The sequence below is a fragment of the Nocardia sp. NBC_01388 genome (assembly GCF_045040085.1).
In the GTDB taxonomy this organism is placed as follows: domain Bacteria; phylum Actinomycetota; class Actinomycetes; order Mycobacteriales; family Mycobacteriaceae; genus Nocardia.
This window is the reverse complement of the sequence record NZ_CP109553.1, coordinates 4,660,184-4,675,007: the sequence shown is the minus strand read 5'-3', so window position 1 is coordinate 4,675,007 and position 14,824 is coordinate 4,660,184. Positions and strand designations below refer to the sequence as shown.

Annotated in this window: 10 protein-coding genes and 1 tRNA gene; 8 read left to right on the top strand and 3 right to left on the bottom strand. The window is 65.2% G+C overall.

Annotated features, from left to right (window positions below):
• Window positions 1-333 precede the first annotated feature (333 nt).
• From OG716_RS23010 to OG716_RS23000, 3 genes are all read right to left on the bottom strand, one after another.
• Window positions 334-759: a PIN domain nuclease gene (locus tag OG716_RS23010; protein ID WP_405132830.1), complete on the bottom strand. Its 426-nt coding sequence runs from the start codon at window positions 757-759 to the stop codon at window positions 334-336.
• Window positions 750-968 (bottom strand): ribbon-helix-helix protein, CopG family, encoded by a 219-nt coding sequence (locus OG716_RS23005; RefSeq protein WP_405132829.1) that lies wholly within the window; start codon window positions 966-968, stop codon window positions 750-752. Before OG716_RS23005 ends, OG716_RS23010 begins: the two co-directional genes overlap by 10 nt.
• A 188-nt stretch (window positions 969-1,156) precedes the next feature.
• Window positions 1,157-1,230 (bottom strand) — tRNA-Arg (locus OG716_RS23000).
• 204 nt (window positions 1,231-1,434) lie between these two features.
• Between OG716_RS23000 and OG716_RS22995 the strand changes: the two genes are divergently transcribed.
• The 8 genes from OG716_RS22995 to OG716_RS22960 all read left to right on the top strand — a co-directional run bounded on the left by OG716_RS22995 (window position 1,435) and on the right by OG716_RS22960 (window position 14,808).
• On the top strand, window positions 1,435-3,474 hold the full coding sequence (locus OG716_RS22995) for a cytochrome c oxidase assembly protein (protein ID WP_405132828.1): 2,040 nt from the start codon (window positions 1,435-1,437) through the stop codon (window positions 3,472-3,474).
• Window positions 3,471-4,430 carry a threonine/serine dehydratase gene (locus OG716_RS22990; RefSeq protein WP_355123163.1) on the top strand — a complete coding sequence of 320 codons (960 nt, stop codon included), beginning with the start codon at window positions 3,471-3,473 and terminating at the stop codon, window positions 4,428-4,430. Before OG716_RS22995 ends, OG716_RS22990 begins: the two co-directional genes overlap by 4 nt.
• A gap of 122 nt (window positions 4,431-4,552) precedes the next feature.
• Window positions 4,553-4,999: a single-stranded DNA-binding protein gene (locus tag OG716_RS22985; RefSeq protein WP_405132827.1), complete on the top strand. Its 447-nt coding sequence runs from the start codon at window positions 4,553-4,555 to the stop codon at window positions 4,997-4,999.
• Between the two features lie 10 nt (window positions 5,000-5,009).
• Window positions 5,010-6,686 carry an energy-dependent translational throttle protein EttA gene (gene ettA / locus OG716_RS22980; RefSeq protein ID WP_355123165.1) on the top strand — a complete coding sequence of 559 codons (1,677 nt, stop codon included), beginning with the start codon at window positions 5,010-5,012 and terminating at the stop codon, window positions 6,684-6,686.
• A 370-nt stretch (window positions 6,687-7,056) separates the two neighbouring features.
• On the top strand, window positions 7,057-11,958 hold the full coding sequence (locus tag OG716_RS22975) for an NAD-glutamate dehydrogenase (RefSeq protein WP_405132826.1): 4,902 nt from the start codon (window positions 7,057-7,059) through the stop codon (window positions 11,956-11,958).
• A 65-nt stretch (window positions 11,959-12,023) separates the two neighbouring features.
• On the top strand, window positions 12,024-12,449 hold the full coding sequence (locus OG716_RS22970; RefSeq protein ID WP_405139851.1) for an acyl-CoA thioesterase: 426 nt from the start codon (window positions 12,024-12,026) through the stop codon (window positions 12,447-12,449).
• Between the two features lie 16 nt (window positions 12,450-12,465).
• Entirely contained in the window at window positions 12,466-13,143 is a 678-nt protein-coding gene (locus tag OG716_RS22965; RefSeq protein ID WP_405132825.1) for a hypothetical protein, read from the top strand.
• A 144-nt stretch (window positions 13,144-13,287) separates the two neighbouring features.
• Entirely contained in the window at window positions 13,288-14,808 is a 1,521-nt protein-coding gene (locus tag OG716_RS22960; RefSeq protein WP_405132824.1) for an LCP family protein, read from the top strand.
• Window positions 14,809-14,824: the final 16 nt, after the last annotated feature.

Sequence of the window (14,824 nt, the reverse complement as noted above, 5' to 3'; positions counted from 1 at the left end):
ATGCCGAATGCCGTGTAGCGAGAAGGTCAGGAATCATCCACGCCCGGTGGATGATTCGATCGCGATACCTGGCGGTCAGTCGCTGTCGTGACTGCTTTTGAGGGTTTGTTGTAGTTCGCTGTTGATGCGTTGGGCTTCGGTGAGTTGGTCTTCGAGGATCGCGATCCGGTAGGCGGCTTCGAGTCAAAGCTGATCTCCGAGTCGTGCTTTCCGATGCGCATCGCCGGCTCGTGTTTCTACGGTCGCGCGGGCATACCGACCGATCATTTGGCGAGCCAGTTGTGGGCGAAGAAGTGGCAGTGCTGGCGAGTGCAGCCTGGCAGGCGGTGTCGTTCAGTGTGAGTCGAAGCGGAGTCGCTCAACAGGCTGGCCGGTTACCTCTGCGATGAGCTCGAAGTCTTTGTCGGCGTGTAGGACTACGAGTTTTGCTTGTTCTGCGGTCGCGGCGATCAGTAGGTCGGGGATTGACGGGGCGCGGTGTTGTCCGTGGTCTGCGAGTCTCCGAAGTACCTCTACCGCACGGTTTTCCGCTGCCGGTGTCATGTACTCGATCGGCATCTGTGCGAGTGGGGGGAGGTCGAGGAGTTCTGTGAGGTCGGAGGCGGACCTTGCTGAGTAGCCGGTTTCGAGCAAGGTGACGGTCGAGATCCGGATCAGACCTCGTTCGATTCGCTTCGCCCATTCGCTGGCGTCGGGGGACTGGCCGAGACGTACCAGGGCAGACTTGTCGATCAACCAGGGGCGGCCGCTCACGACCATGCTTGGCCCATTACTTCGGGATCGTTGAGGTCCTGGGCGAGCTCGCCCAGGCGGCTGAGGTCCCCTGTTGTGACGGGGGTGGTAGGCCGGAAGTCTCTGCTGAGCCATCGCCGAAGGAACTCGGTGCGGGAGACGCCCATCTCTCGGGCGCGTCGATCGATCTCCTCGATCGCAGGCTCGGGTACGTCGCGAATCAGGATATCTGTCATGGCACCCACCTCCTGATATCAATGATATCAGCGAAGCTTCTGGCCATCGTTGGAATCTGATGGCCTGAGGATCTCCGGCGAGGGGCCGACTCGGGTCCTCGCCGACAACAAATCCCTAGCTGTTTCGTCGCCGCGTGGTGTGGGTACCACTGAACCTGGCGACTACGTCGCAGGTCAGGGTGGAGAGGCGCCCCCGGCAGGAATCGAACCTGCGACCTAGGGATTAGAAGGCCCTTGCTCTATCCAACTGAGCTACGGAGGCAGTGCGGGGCATCGTGGGCGATGCGGCCACCAAACACCTTGACCCATATTGATCGTGGTGTCCAGCGCGATAAGTATAGCGAGCGTCCAGATCGTGATTGCTCGGTTGCCTAGCAACCGTTCGGCGCGTCGGGCGGGTAGTGCAGACCAGAAGACCGTAAACCCCCGGGGAGTCCGGACGCTTACTCCGAACTACCCTGGGCGTATGTCGTCACCGCAGGACCCGCCCGCAGCCACTGACGCCTCAGCGAATCGGACGAGTTCTGGGGTGACATTCACGGCGATCGCCGCCATGGGTGGCGCGATCACCGCGGTGGTGGCGGCGATGGTGGTCGGGCTTTCGGCGTCGCAGGCGCTGAGTTTGCTGGGCATTCCGGATCCGGGGCCGCTGACCACCTACGGACTGCCTGCCGTGCGGGCCGTTGCTGATCTTGCTGCGGCAGTGACCGTCGGGTCGCTGCTGTTCGCGGCGTTCTTCGTACCGCCGCAGCCGAACGGGCTGCTCGATGTCGGCGGGTATCGCGCGTTGCGACGGGCGGGGAACGCGGCGCTGGTGTGGGCGGCTGCCGCGGCATTGCTGGTACCGCTGACACTGTCGGACACCACCGGGCAACCATTCCAGAACTCGCTGCGCCCGGAAGCGGTGTGGCGCGCCGCCGATCAGGTCGATGTGGCCGGGTCTTGGCGATTCACAGTGTTTTTCGTGGTGGCGCTCGCGGTCGGCTGCCGGGTGGCACTGCGCTGGGGCTGGACGCCGCCGCTACTGCTGCTCTCGGTGGTGTCGCTGCTGCCGGTTGCGCTCACCGGTCACTCGTCGGCAGGTGGTGCGCACGATATCGCCACCAATAGTTTGATCCTGCACCTGCTTTCGACCTGCTTCTGGGTGGGCGGATTGTTCGCGGTGCTGGCCTACGCGCTGCGCGAGGGCAAATACACCGCGCTGGCCGCCCGCCGATTCTCGAAGGTCGCCACTGTTTCCTATGTGATGATCGCCATCAGCGGTGTGATCAATGCCTGGATCCGGGTGCCGTGGGCGGATCTGTTCAGTACTACCTATGGCCGGCTCGTCGTCGCCAAGGCGACCGCGTTGATCGTGCTCGGCATCATCGGTTTCCTGCAGCGGCAGCGTGCGCTGCCCGCACTCGACAAGGATCCGAACGATCGCGGCGCGCTCATCCGATTCGCGGGTGTGGAAGTGCTGATCTTCGCGGCCACCATCGGACTCGCTGTCGGCCTGGGCCGCACGCCGCCGCCGGATCTGCGCAAGATTCCGACGCCCGCCGAGGTGGAGATCGGCTACAACCTGGCCGGACCGCCCAGCGTCATGCGTCTCGCGTTCGACTGGCGCTTCGATCTGATGTTCGGGACGCTCGCGATCGTGCTGGCTGTCCTCTATCTCTTGGGTGTGCGGCGGCTGCGCCTGCGCGGTGACGCGTGGCCGGTGGGCCGGACCATCTCCTGGATTTCCGCGTGTGCGGTGCTGTTGATCGCGACGAGTTCCGGCATCGGCCGGTACGCGCCGGCCATGTTCAGCGTGCATATGGGTCAGCACATGATGCTGTCCATGCTCGCCCCGATCCTGTTCGCGCTGGGCGGTCCGGTGCTGCTGGCCCTGCGCGCGCTGACGCCGGCCGGTCGTGATGCGCCTCCGGGACCGCGCGAGTGGATTCTGGCGGCCGTGCACAACCCGGTGTCGCGCTTCATGACTCAGCCGGTGGTGGCCGCGGTCTTCTTCGTTTCCGGTTTCTATGTGCTGTATCTGGGCGGCGTCTTCGATCAGTTCGTCGGCTCGCACGGCGCGCACATTCTGATGAATGTGCACTTCCTGCTCAGTGGCTACCTCTTCTACTGGGTGGTCATCGGCATCGATCCCAAGCCGCGGCAGGTGGAACCGCTCACCCGGCTGGGCATGGTGTTCGGATCGCTGCCGTTCCATGCTTTCTTCGGTATCGCGCTGATGAGTATGGAAACCGTGCTGGGCGGCTGGTTCTATCGGGCGCTCGGCCTGGGCTGGAACAACAACCTGCTCGAGGATCAGCACACCGGCGGTAGCCTCGCCTGGGCCAGCGGTGAAATCCCTTTGGTGGTGGTGATGCTGGCACTGCTCATCCAGTGGTCACGCAGCGATAAGAAGCTGGCCACGAGGATCGACCGTGCCGCCGACCGCGACGACGATGCGGAACTCAATTCGTACAACGCCATGTACGCCGAGCTCGCCAGGCGTGATCGAGAGGTACGCAAGTGAGTGACGTCGCCCAGGCGACCGGGAGTATCAAGCGGCTCTATCGATCCGATGTGCGGCGGGCGCGCCGCCTGCTCTACGGGCAGATCCGCAAGACGCCCGTGTTCCATACCGAGATCCTGGGCCCGCGCGGCCCGGTCCCGGTCACCTTGAAGCTCGAATATCTGCAGCACGGTGGCACCTTCAAGGTGCGCGGCTGCCTCAATGCGCTGCTGCAGGCCCGGGCCGGCGGCGGCAGCGTGGTGATCGCCTCCGGCGGCAATGCGGGTATTGCTGCGGCACTGGCCAGTTCGCTGCGCGGACTGTCGTGCACCGTGGTGGTACCGGAGTCGGCGCCGCATACGAAGGTCGCGGCCATGTGGTCGCACGGCGCCGAAGTGCTGTGGCACGGAACGACTTACGCCGAAGCGCATCGCTATGCCAGCCAGTTGGCCAAGGAGCGCGGGGCCATGCAGCTGCACGCCTACGATCTGCCGGAGATCGTGGCGGGTGCGGGCGTGGTCGGGCTGGAGATCGAGGAGCAGGTGCGGGGCCGGCCGCCGGTGCTGGTCGCGGTCGGCGGCGGGGGACTGGTTGCCGGGATCGCGGTGGCATTGGGCCTGCGAGGCCGGGTGATCGGGGTGGAACCGCAGGGTGCGCCGACCCTGCACGCCGCGCTGGCGGCGGGGCGCCCGGTGGACGTCGATGTGTCGAGTGTGGCCTCGGATGCGCTGGGCGCCAGCCGGATCGGCGATATCGCCATGGAGGTGGCGCAGCGATACGCGGTGCGATCGGTGCTGGTCAGCGATGATGCGATCGTGATGGCGCGCGAGTATCTGTGGCGGGAATTCCGGATCGTCGTGGAGGCGGCCGGGGCTACGGCGCTGGCCGCCATTCAGAGCGGCGCGTACGTACCCGCACCGGGGGAGCGGCCGGTGGTCGTGCTCTGTGGTGCGAACACCGATCTCACGACGCTCTGATTCTCCGCCTGTTCACATCGCCCCAAGTTATCCACAATCGTGGAAATGCGCTGGTGCGCAGATCGTGCGCACGTCACGCTTGAAGAGGAAGAGGGGACCGCGAAAGAGCAAGGGGGATGGCGATGTACGAGGCGAACACCGCGGTGATCGGTCGGGTGGTCACCCATCCGACACGACGCGAACTGGCGAACGGCGAGCAGGTGCTCAGTTTCCGGCTGGCGAGCACCAGTCGCCGATTCGATCAGGCCAGCGGCGATTGGGTCGATGGCGGGACGCTGTATCTGACCGTCAGCTGCTGGCGCAAACTGGTGGAGGGTGTCGAGGCCTCGCTGCAACGCGGCGATCCGATCATCGCCTACGGTCAACTCCGCTCGAACGAGTACACCACCAGGGACGGTGCGGAGCGCAGTGATCTCGAGATGCGCGCCCTCGCCCTCGGCCCCGACCTGGGCCGTTGCAGCGCCCCGGTGCTGCGCAAACACTTCGGCCGCAGCGACCGCCCCGAGGCGCCGCCGCAGCCTGCCACCGATGCCGACCGCGCCGGAGATCCGGCAACCCAACACAGTTAGGCTTGCCCATATGGCTGAGTTCATTTACCAGATGATTAAGGTTCGAAAGGCGCATGGCGACAAGGTCGTGCTCGACAATGTGACCTTGAACTTCCTTCCGGGCGCGAAGATCGGTGTCGTCGGCCCGAACGGTGCCGGTAAGTCGAGCGTCCTGAAGATCATGGCGGGACTGGACCAGCCGAATAATGGTGAAGCCTGGCTGGCGCCCGGTGCGACCGTCGGCATCCTCATGCAGGAGCCGGAACTCAATGAAGAGAAGACCGTTCGCGGCAATGTCGAGGAGGGCCTCGGCGAGATCAAGGTGAAGCTGGATCGCTTCAACGAGATCGCCGAGCTCATGGCGACCGATTACTCCGATGAGCTCATGGAAGAGATGGGCAAGCTGCAGGAGGATCTCGATCACGCCGATGCGTGGGATATCGACTCCCAGCTGGAACAGGCCATGGACGCGCTGCGCTGCCCGCCGCCGGACGAGCCGGTCACCAACCTCTCCGGTGGTGAGCGTCGCCGCGTCGCGCTGTGCAAGCTGCTGCTGAGCCAGCCCGATCTGCTGCTGCTCGATGAGCCCACCAACCACCTCGACGCCGAATCCGTGCTCTGGCTGGAGCAGTTCCTGGCCAAGTACCCGGGCGCCGTGCTGGCCGTCACTCACGACCGGTACTTCCTCGACAATGTCGCGGAGTGGATCCTCGAGCTCGACCGTGGCCGCACCTTCCCGTACGAGGGCAACTACTCCACCTACCTGGAGAAGAAGGCCGAGCGCCTCGAAGTGCAGGGCAAGAAGGACCAGAAGCTGCAGAAGCGCCTCAAGGAGGAGCTGGCGTGGGTCCGGTCCAGTGCCAAGGCACGTCAGGCCAAGAGCAAGGCGCGTCTGACCCGCTACGACGAGATGGCCGCCGAGGCCGACAAGATGCGCAAGTTGGACTTCGAGGAGATCCAGATTCCGGCCGGCCCGCGTCTGGGCAATGTGGTGGTCGAGGTCGAGCACCTCGACAAGGGCTTCGGCGATCGCCAGCTCATCAAGGATCTGTCGTTCACCTTGCCGCGCAACGGCATTGTCGGCGTCATCGGGCCCAACGGTGTGGGTAAGTCGACGCTGTTCAAGACCATTGTCGGCCTCGAGCAGGCGGACAGCGGCGTTGTGCGTGTCGGCGAGACAGTCAAGCTGAGCTACGTCGACCAGAACCGCTCCGGCATCGACCCGCAGAAGAATGTGTGGGAGGTGGTTTCCGAGGGGCTGGACTTCATTCAGGTCGGCAATCAGGAAATGCCTTCCCGCGCTTATGTTTCCGCCTTCGGCTTCAAGGGCCCGGATCAGCAGAAGAAGGCCGGTGTGCTCTCCGGTGGTGAGCGCAACCGCCTGAACCTGGCGCTGACCCTCAAGCAGGGCGGCAATCTGATCCTGCTCGATGAGCCCACCAACGACCTCGACGTCGAGACCCTCGGCTCACTGGAGAACGCGCTGGAGAACTTCGCCGGCTGTTCGGTGGTCATCTCCCACGATCGCTGGTTCCTGGACCGCACCTGCACGCACATTCTGGCGTGGGAGGGCAATGACGACAACGACGCCGCGTGGTTCTGGTTCGAGGGCAACTTCGAGGCCTACGAGGCGAACAAGATCGAGCGGATGGGCCAGGAGGCGGCGCGCCCGCACCGCGTCACCCACCGCAAGCTCACTCGCGGCTAGGTTCTACCGCAGCTGTCCTGCGGGTGTACGTTGCCGCAGGACAGCTTTCGGACCGCCCGCTTCGAGTTGTTAGCTGACGGCTCGCTGTTCATCCGGATGAGCACCTGCGCACTCCCGGATGAACGGCAATCGAATAGCGAATTCAGCAGTTTCGCGAATGCATAAATGCGTGAAAACTGTTTTGGTGCAAGGTTTGTCGTACGTCACCTGGTGATTCCGGTCAGTTCTTGCCTACGCCGTACCGTCCGGTTTGCCCGAACCGTGCGACGCGGCGTGGTATTGAGGGGAATTCAGCCCGGCGCAACCAGCGTCCAGCTACTCTCGGACCGGCGTCGCTTGGGTACGGAACCTAATCCGAGGAGTTGGCGAAATGACGGTGTCGTCCGAATTGTCTAGCGCGGCTTGGGCTGCGAGTTTGCCCGCGTCGCTGCGAGGCGATCTGGTATCGCTCGAGGAGGCGTATTTCCGCCACGTCGATGCCGGTGATGCGGACTGCGCGGTACCCGCGACTTCGACCCAGATCTTCCGCTGCCATGTGGATCTCGCGATCAAGCGCACACCCGGTACCGCCAATGTGCGGGTCTACCACCACGATGACGACACCGATCTCGGTGCCGCGGTGCAGATGGTCACCGACGATATGCCGCTGCTGGTGGAATCGGTCACCTCATCGCTGACCCGCATGGGCATCAGCGTCAGTGAGGTGGTGCACCCGGTTTTCGAGGTCACGCGCAATGCGGACGGCCTGCTCGAAGCCGCAGTCCCGCACGAGGTCGACGGCAATGGCGGCACCGGCCTGCGTGAATCCTGGATGCATCTGCAGCTGCACCCCTCGACCAGTCGCGAGCTGCTCGAGAAGATCGAGACCGCGCTCCCCGACGTGCTCACCGATGTGCGCCAGGTCATTTCGGACACCGAGGCCATGCGCGCGGCGCAGCAGCGGGTGGCCGATGAGCTCGACGTGGCGGTCAAGGGCGAGAAATCCCCTTTCGCCGCAGCTGATCTCACCGATTGCGCGAATCTGCTGCGCTGGCTGGCCGACGGCCACTTCACCGTGCTCGGTTACGCGCGCTACGAGCGCACCACCGTGGACGGGCAGACCAAGTCGACCATCATGCCCGGCACCAGCCTGGGTGTGCTGCGGCCCAATGTCGGCACCGATTTCCGGGTGCCCGACAACAGCGGTGACCAGCCGCTGCTGATGCTCACCCAGGGTCTGGTGCCGGCCACCGTGCACCGCGCGGTCTACCCGTACTTCGTCGGCGTCGCCGAAATCGACGAAGGCGGAACGGTTCTCGGTGAACACCTGTTCATCGGTGTCTTCACCGTCACCGCACTGCACGAGAATGTGCTCGATATCCCGATGATCGAACGCCGGGTGCGGTCGGTCATCGAGGCCAGCGGCTTCGATCTGGAATCCTTCTCCGGACAGGAGATGCTCGAGGTCATCCAGTCCTTCCCGCGCACCGAACTGTTCTCCTCCGACAGCGCCACACTGCGCCGCACCGCAGGTGCGGTGCTGAATGTCGCTATGCGCCGCCAGGTTCGGCTCTTCATGCGCATGGACGGCTACGGCCGCTTCGTCTCCTGCATGGTCTATCTGCCCCGCGATCGCTACACCACCCGGGTGCGGCTGGAGATGCAGGACATTCTGGTCCGCGAACTGGGCGGCGTTTCCATCGACTATTCGGCGCGGGTCTCCGAGAGTGATCTCGCCAGTGTGTATTTCACCGTCCGCCTGCCCGATGAGGGCGGTGCGGCCGATTCGTCCGAGTCTAACCGGCTGCGTCTGCAGAACCTGCTCGCCGAGGCCAGCCGCACCTGGGAAGACCATCTGCGCGATGAGGTCGCCACCTCCACCGTGCTGGATCCGGCTGTGGTGCAGCGCTATACCGATGCGCTGCCCGAAAGCTACAAGGAAGACTTCGAATCCGGGCGCGCGCTGGCCGATATCGTCCGGCTGCAGCAGTTGCAACCGGGCACCATCGACCAATACCTGTACCGCCATGCCGATTCCACGCCCGGCTCCTGGCGGTTCACCCTCTATGTCGGCGGCAGTGGTATTTCGCTGAGCCAGGTGCTGCCGGTGCTGCAGAGCCTCGGTGTCGAGGTGATCGATGAGCGGCCGCATCAGCTCGACTTCGATCACGGCCCCGAACAGTGGATCTACGACTTCGGCCTGCTGGCGCGGCCGGAGCTGATGCGCAGTGCGCTGGACCGGAATATGGACGCCGAGCTGGTGGAGTCCTCCGCTCGTCTGGACGCGCTCGACGATCAGGTGCGCGGTCTGCGCGAGCGGTTCACCGCAGCGTTCGAGGCGCTCTGGTACGGCCGCGCCGAGGCGGACAGCCTCAATGAGCTGGTGCTGCGGGCCGAATTGAACTGGCGCACCGTATCGATTCTGCGCGCCTACGCGAAATACCTGCAGCAGGCCGGTTTCCCGTACAGCCAGGCCAATATCACCCGCGTGCTGCTCGCCTATCCGGACGCGGCACGCATGTTCGTCGATCTGTTCGCCGCACTGTTCGACCCCGATTCCGCCGATGACGAGCACGCCCGCGATCTGGAAGGTGCGGTGCGCCACCGCATCGACGAGGTGGTGAGCCTGGACGCCGACCGCATCCTGCGTGCCATTCTCGGGCTCATCAAGGCCACCCTGCGCACCAACTACTTCGTCACCGATGCCGAGGGGCAGCCGCGGGAGTACCTGTCGTTCAAGGTGGAACCGCGGGAGATCGTCGAATTGCCCAAGCCGCGGCCGCAATTCGAGATCTTCGTCTACTCACCCCGGGTCGAGGGTGTGCACCTGCGCTTCGGTCCGGTCGCGCGCGGTGGGCTGCGCTGGTCGGATCGCCTGGAAGACTTCCGCACCGAGATCCTGGGCCTGGTGAAGGCCCAGGCGGTGAAGAACGCCGTGATCGTCCCCGTCGGCGCCAAGGGCGGTTTCGTGGTGAAGCAGGCGCCGGCCGCCACCACCGATCCGGTCTCGGATCGGCAGTCGCTGCAGGCCGAGGGCATTGCCTGCTATCGCACCTTCATTTCCGGCCTGCTCGATGTGACCGACAATGTGGACCGCGCCACCGGCCGGGTGGTCCCGCCCGCGCGGGTGCGCCGCCGCGACGGTGACGACACCTACCTGGTGGTCGCCGCCGACAAGGGCACGGCGACCTTCTCCGATATCGCCAATGATGTTGCGCAGCAGTACGGCTTCTGGCTCGGCGACGCGTTCGCCTCGGGCGGTTCGGTGGGGTACGACCACAAGGCCATGGGTATTACCGCTCGCGGCGCGTGGGAGAGCGTGAAACGGCACTTCGCCGAAATGGATATCGATACCCAGACCCAGGACTTCACCGTTGTCGGCGTCGGCGATATGAGCGGTGACGTCTTCGGCAACGGCATGCTGCTGTCGCGGCACATCCGCCTGGTCGCCGCGTTCGACCATCGCAATATCTTCCTGGATCCGAATCCGGATCCGGAGGTCTCGTTCGTCGAGCGCGAGCGCATGTTCGCGCTGCCGCGTTCCTCGTGGGCGGATTATGATCGCTCGGTCATCAGTACGGGCGGCGGTGTCTACGACCGGACCGTGAAATCGATTCCGGTCAGCGAGCAGGTCCGCGAGGTGCTCGGGCTGGCAGCCGACGTGACGGCGCTGTCCCCGCCGGAGTTGATGCGCGCCATTCTGAAGGCTCCGGTGCAGCTGCTCTGGAACGGCGGCATCGGTACCTACATCAAGGCCGCGAGCGAGACCAATGCCGATGTCGGCGACAAGTCCAATGACGCGATCCGCGTGAGCGGAAACGAATTGCGCGTCAAGGTGATCGGCGAGGGCGGCAATCTCGGCGCGACCGCGCTGGGCCGCATCGAGTTCTGCCGCAATGGCGGCAAGATGAATACCGACGCCCTCGACAATTCGGCCGGTGTGGACTGCTCCGACCACGAGGTCAATATCAAGGTCCTGCTCGACGGTGTGGTCTCCAGCGGCGAACTGCCCGAGGCCGAGCGCAATCCGCTGCTCGCGTCCATGACCGATGAGGTCGCCGCACTGGTACTGCAGGACAACGTCTCCCAGAACTACCTCATGGGCATGTCGCGGGCCGAGGCGCCGCGCATGCTGAATGTGCACAAGCGCGTCATCGAGGAGCTCGAGGTGCGCCGGGGCCTGGATCGCGAGCTCGAGGCGCTGCCGAGTGAGATCGAGATCAAGCATCGGGTGGAGCAGGGCGCCGGTCTGACCTCCCCGGAGCTGTCGAACCTGATGGCGCACGTGAAGCTTTCGCTCAAGACGGATCTGCTGGCCGGCGATCTGCCCGACAGCCCCTACTTCTCCTCGCGGCTGACGCACTACTTCCCGACACCGCTGCGCGACCGCTTCGGCGCCGCCATCAAGAAGCACCGCCTGCGCCGTGAGATCACCACCACCATGCTGGTGAACGAGGTGGTCGATCTGGGCGGCATCACCTACGCGCATCGGCTCAGTGAGGAGATCGGGGCCACCGCGTCGGATTCGGTGCGCGCCTTCACCGCCGCCACCCAGATCTTCGATCTGCATTCCATCTGGGAGCGTATTCGCGCCGCCGAGGTGTCCACCGGTATGAAGGACACCCTCGAACTGGAGACCAAGCGCACGCTGGACCGTGCCTCGCGCTGGCTGCTCAACAACCGCCCCCAGCCCATCGCGGTCGGCGCCGAGATCCACCGCTACGCCCAGGAGGTGCGCGGGCTCGCGCCCAAGGTGCCGGGCTGGCTGCGCGGGCACCACATCGACACGCTCAATGAGCAGTCGCAGGCGCTCATCGGCCAGGGCGCGCCGTCGGAGTTGGCGACCGAGGTGTTCGGGCTGCTGAATCTCTTCCCGCTGCTCGATGTGATCGATATCGCCGATATCACCGATCGCGAGGGTGACGAGGTGGGTGCGCTGTACTACGCGCTCAACGATCACCTGAAGATCGATTGGCTGTTGCAAGCGGTCAGCCACCTGGAACGGGGTGACCGCTGGCATGCGCTGGCTCGCCTCGCGCTGCGCGACGATATGTACGGCTCACTGCGCTCGCTGACCCTCGATGTGCTCTCCGCCGGTGACCCGGAGGAGACGGCCGAGGAAAAAATTGCATACTGGGAGTCGAAAAACCAGTCCCGTCTGGGTCGTGCTCGCGCGGCCCTGTCGGAACTGTTCGAATCCGGAACCCACGACCTGGCCACGCTGTCGGTTGCGGCGCGGCAGGTGCGCAGCATGGTGAGCGGGGTGGGCGCCCAATCGGAGGTACCGCGTTGACGAGTGTCGGTTCGCTGAACGGCCATGGAAAGGCGCCCGCGCTCAGCGCGGGGGACGACCCTGCTCTGCCCGGCTCGAAGCGCTTCCACACCAAGGTCGAGGTGCGCTGGTCGGATATGGATGCCTTCCAGCACATCAACCATGCCCGCATGGTGACCCTGCTGGAGGAAGCCCGTATTCCGTGGCTGTTCACCGATGACCGGCCCACCGTGCGGTTGCGTTCCGGCTGCGTGCTCGCCGATCTGCGGGTGCAGTACAAAGGCCAGCTGCGGCACGAGGATTCACCGCTGGATGTCTCCATGTGGATCGAGCGGCTGCGTGCGGTGGACTTCACCGTCGGTTACGAGGTGCGCGCCGGCGGCGCCGATCCCGACTCCCCGGCGGCGGTGGTCGCCTCCACCCAGCTCGCCGCCTTCGATATCGATACGCAGCGACTACGCCGCCTCGACCCGGCCGAGCGAGACTATTTATCGCTGTGGCTGGCTGACTGATCCGAGTTCGACGACAGTGACGTCTGGAGAACTCACCCTGCACATTCCGGATCCGGCGGAACGGGAGAACCTCGCCACCTTCCTCTCCCATACGATCCGCCTGGATCCGGCCGCGGTCGTCCGCCTGCGCCGGCGCGGGGACCGTTATGTATCCGCGTGGGCCGGAACCGGTTTCGAAGCCCTGGCGGTGCGCACCGTGGTGGCCGATCTCGGCATGGACGATATGACGGTGGCCGCCGATGCGGTGCTGTCCGGCCTGCACGGGCCGGGCGCGGGTGACCCGTTCACCCCGGGCTACGCCATGGATTCGGCCTGGCGCTCCGCGCTGCCACCGGAGTCCGGCTTTGTCCACGTGGACGATGTCCCCGCCCGCATGCTCGTCGAATTGGCCGAGCGCGGCGCGCAATTGGCGCAGGACCACGGCAGCAGCCACGGTCCGCCCGCCGCCCTGCTGGAGCAGACGGTGCTGACCGTCTCCGGCGCCGGCGAAACCGTCGAGGTGCCCATGCGGGTCGTCTTCGCGCTCGCCGCAATGGATTTCATTCCGCACGGCGGTGACAAGACCGAATCCCGTCGCATCTCCGCCGACGAGATCGTCCGTGTCCGCACTGCCCGCACCTGGCTGCGCCTCGATGCCCGCTACGGTTCGGTTGCCCGCCGCCGCGGGCCGGCCCTGCCGCTGCTAGCGCGCTGAAGAACACCTGGAAAGTAGCCGATGCCGGATCACCGTCGACACGCTCGCAAACCCGCGCCGCGCCGTCAACCCACCCGATCTCGCCGTACGAGCGCGCCCCGCAGTACCTCCGAGCGCCGGCTTCGATTGGCAGGCCGCGTGTTTGTGGCACTGCTGGCACTGGTCGTGGTGATCGGAACCGGAGCGGCGTGGCGCGGGTACCACGATGTCGTCGCGGGCGTGACCACCTCGGGCGCCCTGGGTGACGCGCCGAAGTCGGACGGCAAGGATCAGAACATCCTCATCATGGGGCTGGACAGTCGCCTCGACGAGCAGGGAAAGCCACTGCCGCAGGACATGTACGACGCGCTGCACGCCGGCGATGACAGCGTCGGCGGCTACAACTCGAATGTGCTGATCCTGATCCACATTCCGGGTGACGGCTCGAAGGCGACCGGCATCTCCATTCCCCGCGACGACTATGTGCAGCTGGCGACCGCCGCATGCGCCCAGGCGCCGTGCAAGGGCAAGATCAAGCAGGCGTACGGCCTGGCCTACGACCTGGCCAAGACCAAGCTGGAGGCCGCCGGCGTCAAAGACCTGGACCTCGAGCAGCAGGCTCGCGAGGTGGGCCGCAAGGCCGAGATCGATACCGTGCGAGCCTTTCTCGGCGGTGTGACGGTCGACCATTTCGTCGAGGTGACGCTGGTGGCGTTCTTCCAGCTCGCGCAGGTGGTGCAGCCGATCACGGTCTGCCTGAACGAGAACACCTCCGATAGTTTCTCCGGCGCCGACTTCAAAAAGGGCAAGCAGGATATCGACGCCTCGCAGGCCATGGCCTTCGTGCGGCAGCGCCGTGATCCGGACCCGGATCTCAATTTCACCGATCTCGATCGCACCCGGCGGCAGCAGGCGTTCATCGTGTCGCTCATGCACAGCCTGCAGAGCTCCGGGGCCATGTCGAATCCGAGCCGACTACGCGATCTGCTGAATGTGGCCAAGCAGAACATCGCGATCGACGACAAGCTGGATCTGGCGTCGTTCGCTCAGCACGCGTCCGCGCTGACCTCGGGCGGAATATCGCTGTTCACGCTGCCGGTCAAGGACTTCGGTACCGACGACGCGGGTGAGGACATCAATATCGTCGATGTCAGCGAGATTCGGGCCATCGCGCACAATCTGCTCAGCGGATCCGGTTCGGGCACAACCACGAGCACGACGACAACATCGGCCACGCCCACCAATATCGCCGCGGCCGCCGGGGTCACGCTGAACGTGGTGAACAGCACCGGCACCACAGGCCTGGCCGCTCGCGTCGCGGATTCCTTCACCGCCTTGGGATTCACCCGCGGCACGGTGGAGACCGGCGCGAATCTCAGCAACAGCACCATCACCTACGGTCGTGGCGCCGATGCCGCGGCGTCGGGACTCGCCGACAAGCTCGGCATCACCGCGACCAAGTCGACCTCGGTGGACTCGGGGACGGTGCAGCTGACCATCGGAACCGATCTGACCAGCTCGGGGCCGATCGCCGATCTGGCCAAGTCGACCGATGACAGCACGACCGCCACCACGACCACCGCACCGCCGCCGCCTCCGGTGTCGGCCACCGCGACCGGCAGCAAGGCGCCCGCTCCCACCGATCTGTCCAATATGGATGCGGACGGCATTCCCTGCGTCAAGTAGCGCCCATTTTCGCGGA

Excerpts from the sequence above, each read along its gene's own strand:
- OG716_RS23010 (WP_405132830.1), bottom strand. The coding sequence starts at position 759 with ATGGTCGTGAGCGGCCGCCCCTGGTTGATCGACAAGTCTGCCCTGGTA.
- OG716_RS23005 (WP_405132829.1), bottom strand. The coding sequence starts at position 968 with ATGACAGATATCCTGATTCGCGACGTACCCGAGCCTGCGATCGAGGAG.
- OG716_RS22995 (WP_405132828.1), top strand. The coding sequence starts at position 1,435 with ATGTCGTCACCGCAGGACCCGCCCGCAGCCACTGACGCCTCAGCGAAT.
- OG716_RS22985 (WP_405132827.1), top strand. The coding sequence starts at position 4,553 with ATGTACGAGGCGAACACCGCGGTGATCGGTCGGGTGGTCACCCATCCG.
- ettA (WP_355123165.1), top strand. The coding sequence starts at position 5,010 with ATGGCTGAGTTCATTTACCAGATGATTAAGGTTCGAAAGGCGCATGGC.
- OG716_RS22975 (WP_405132826.1), top strand. The coding sequence starts at position 7,057 with ATGACGGTGTCGTCCGAATTGTCTAGCGCGGCTTGGGCTGCGAGTTTG.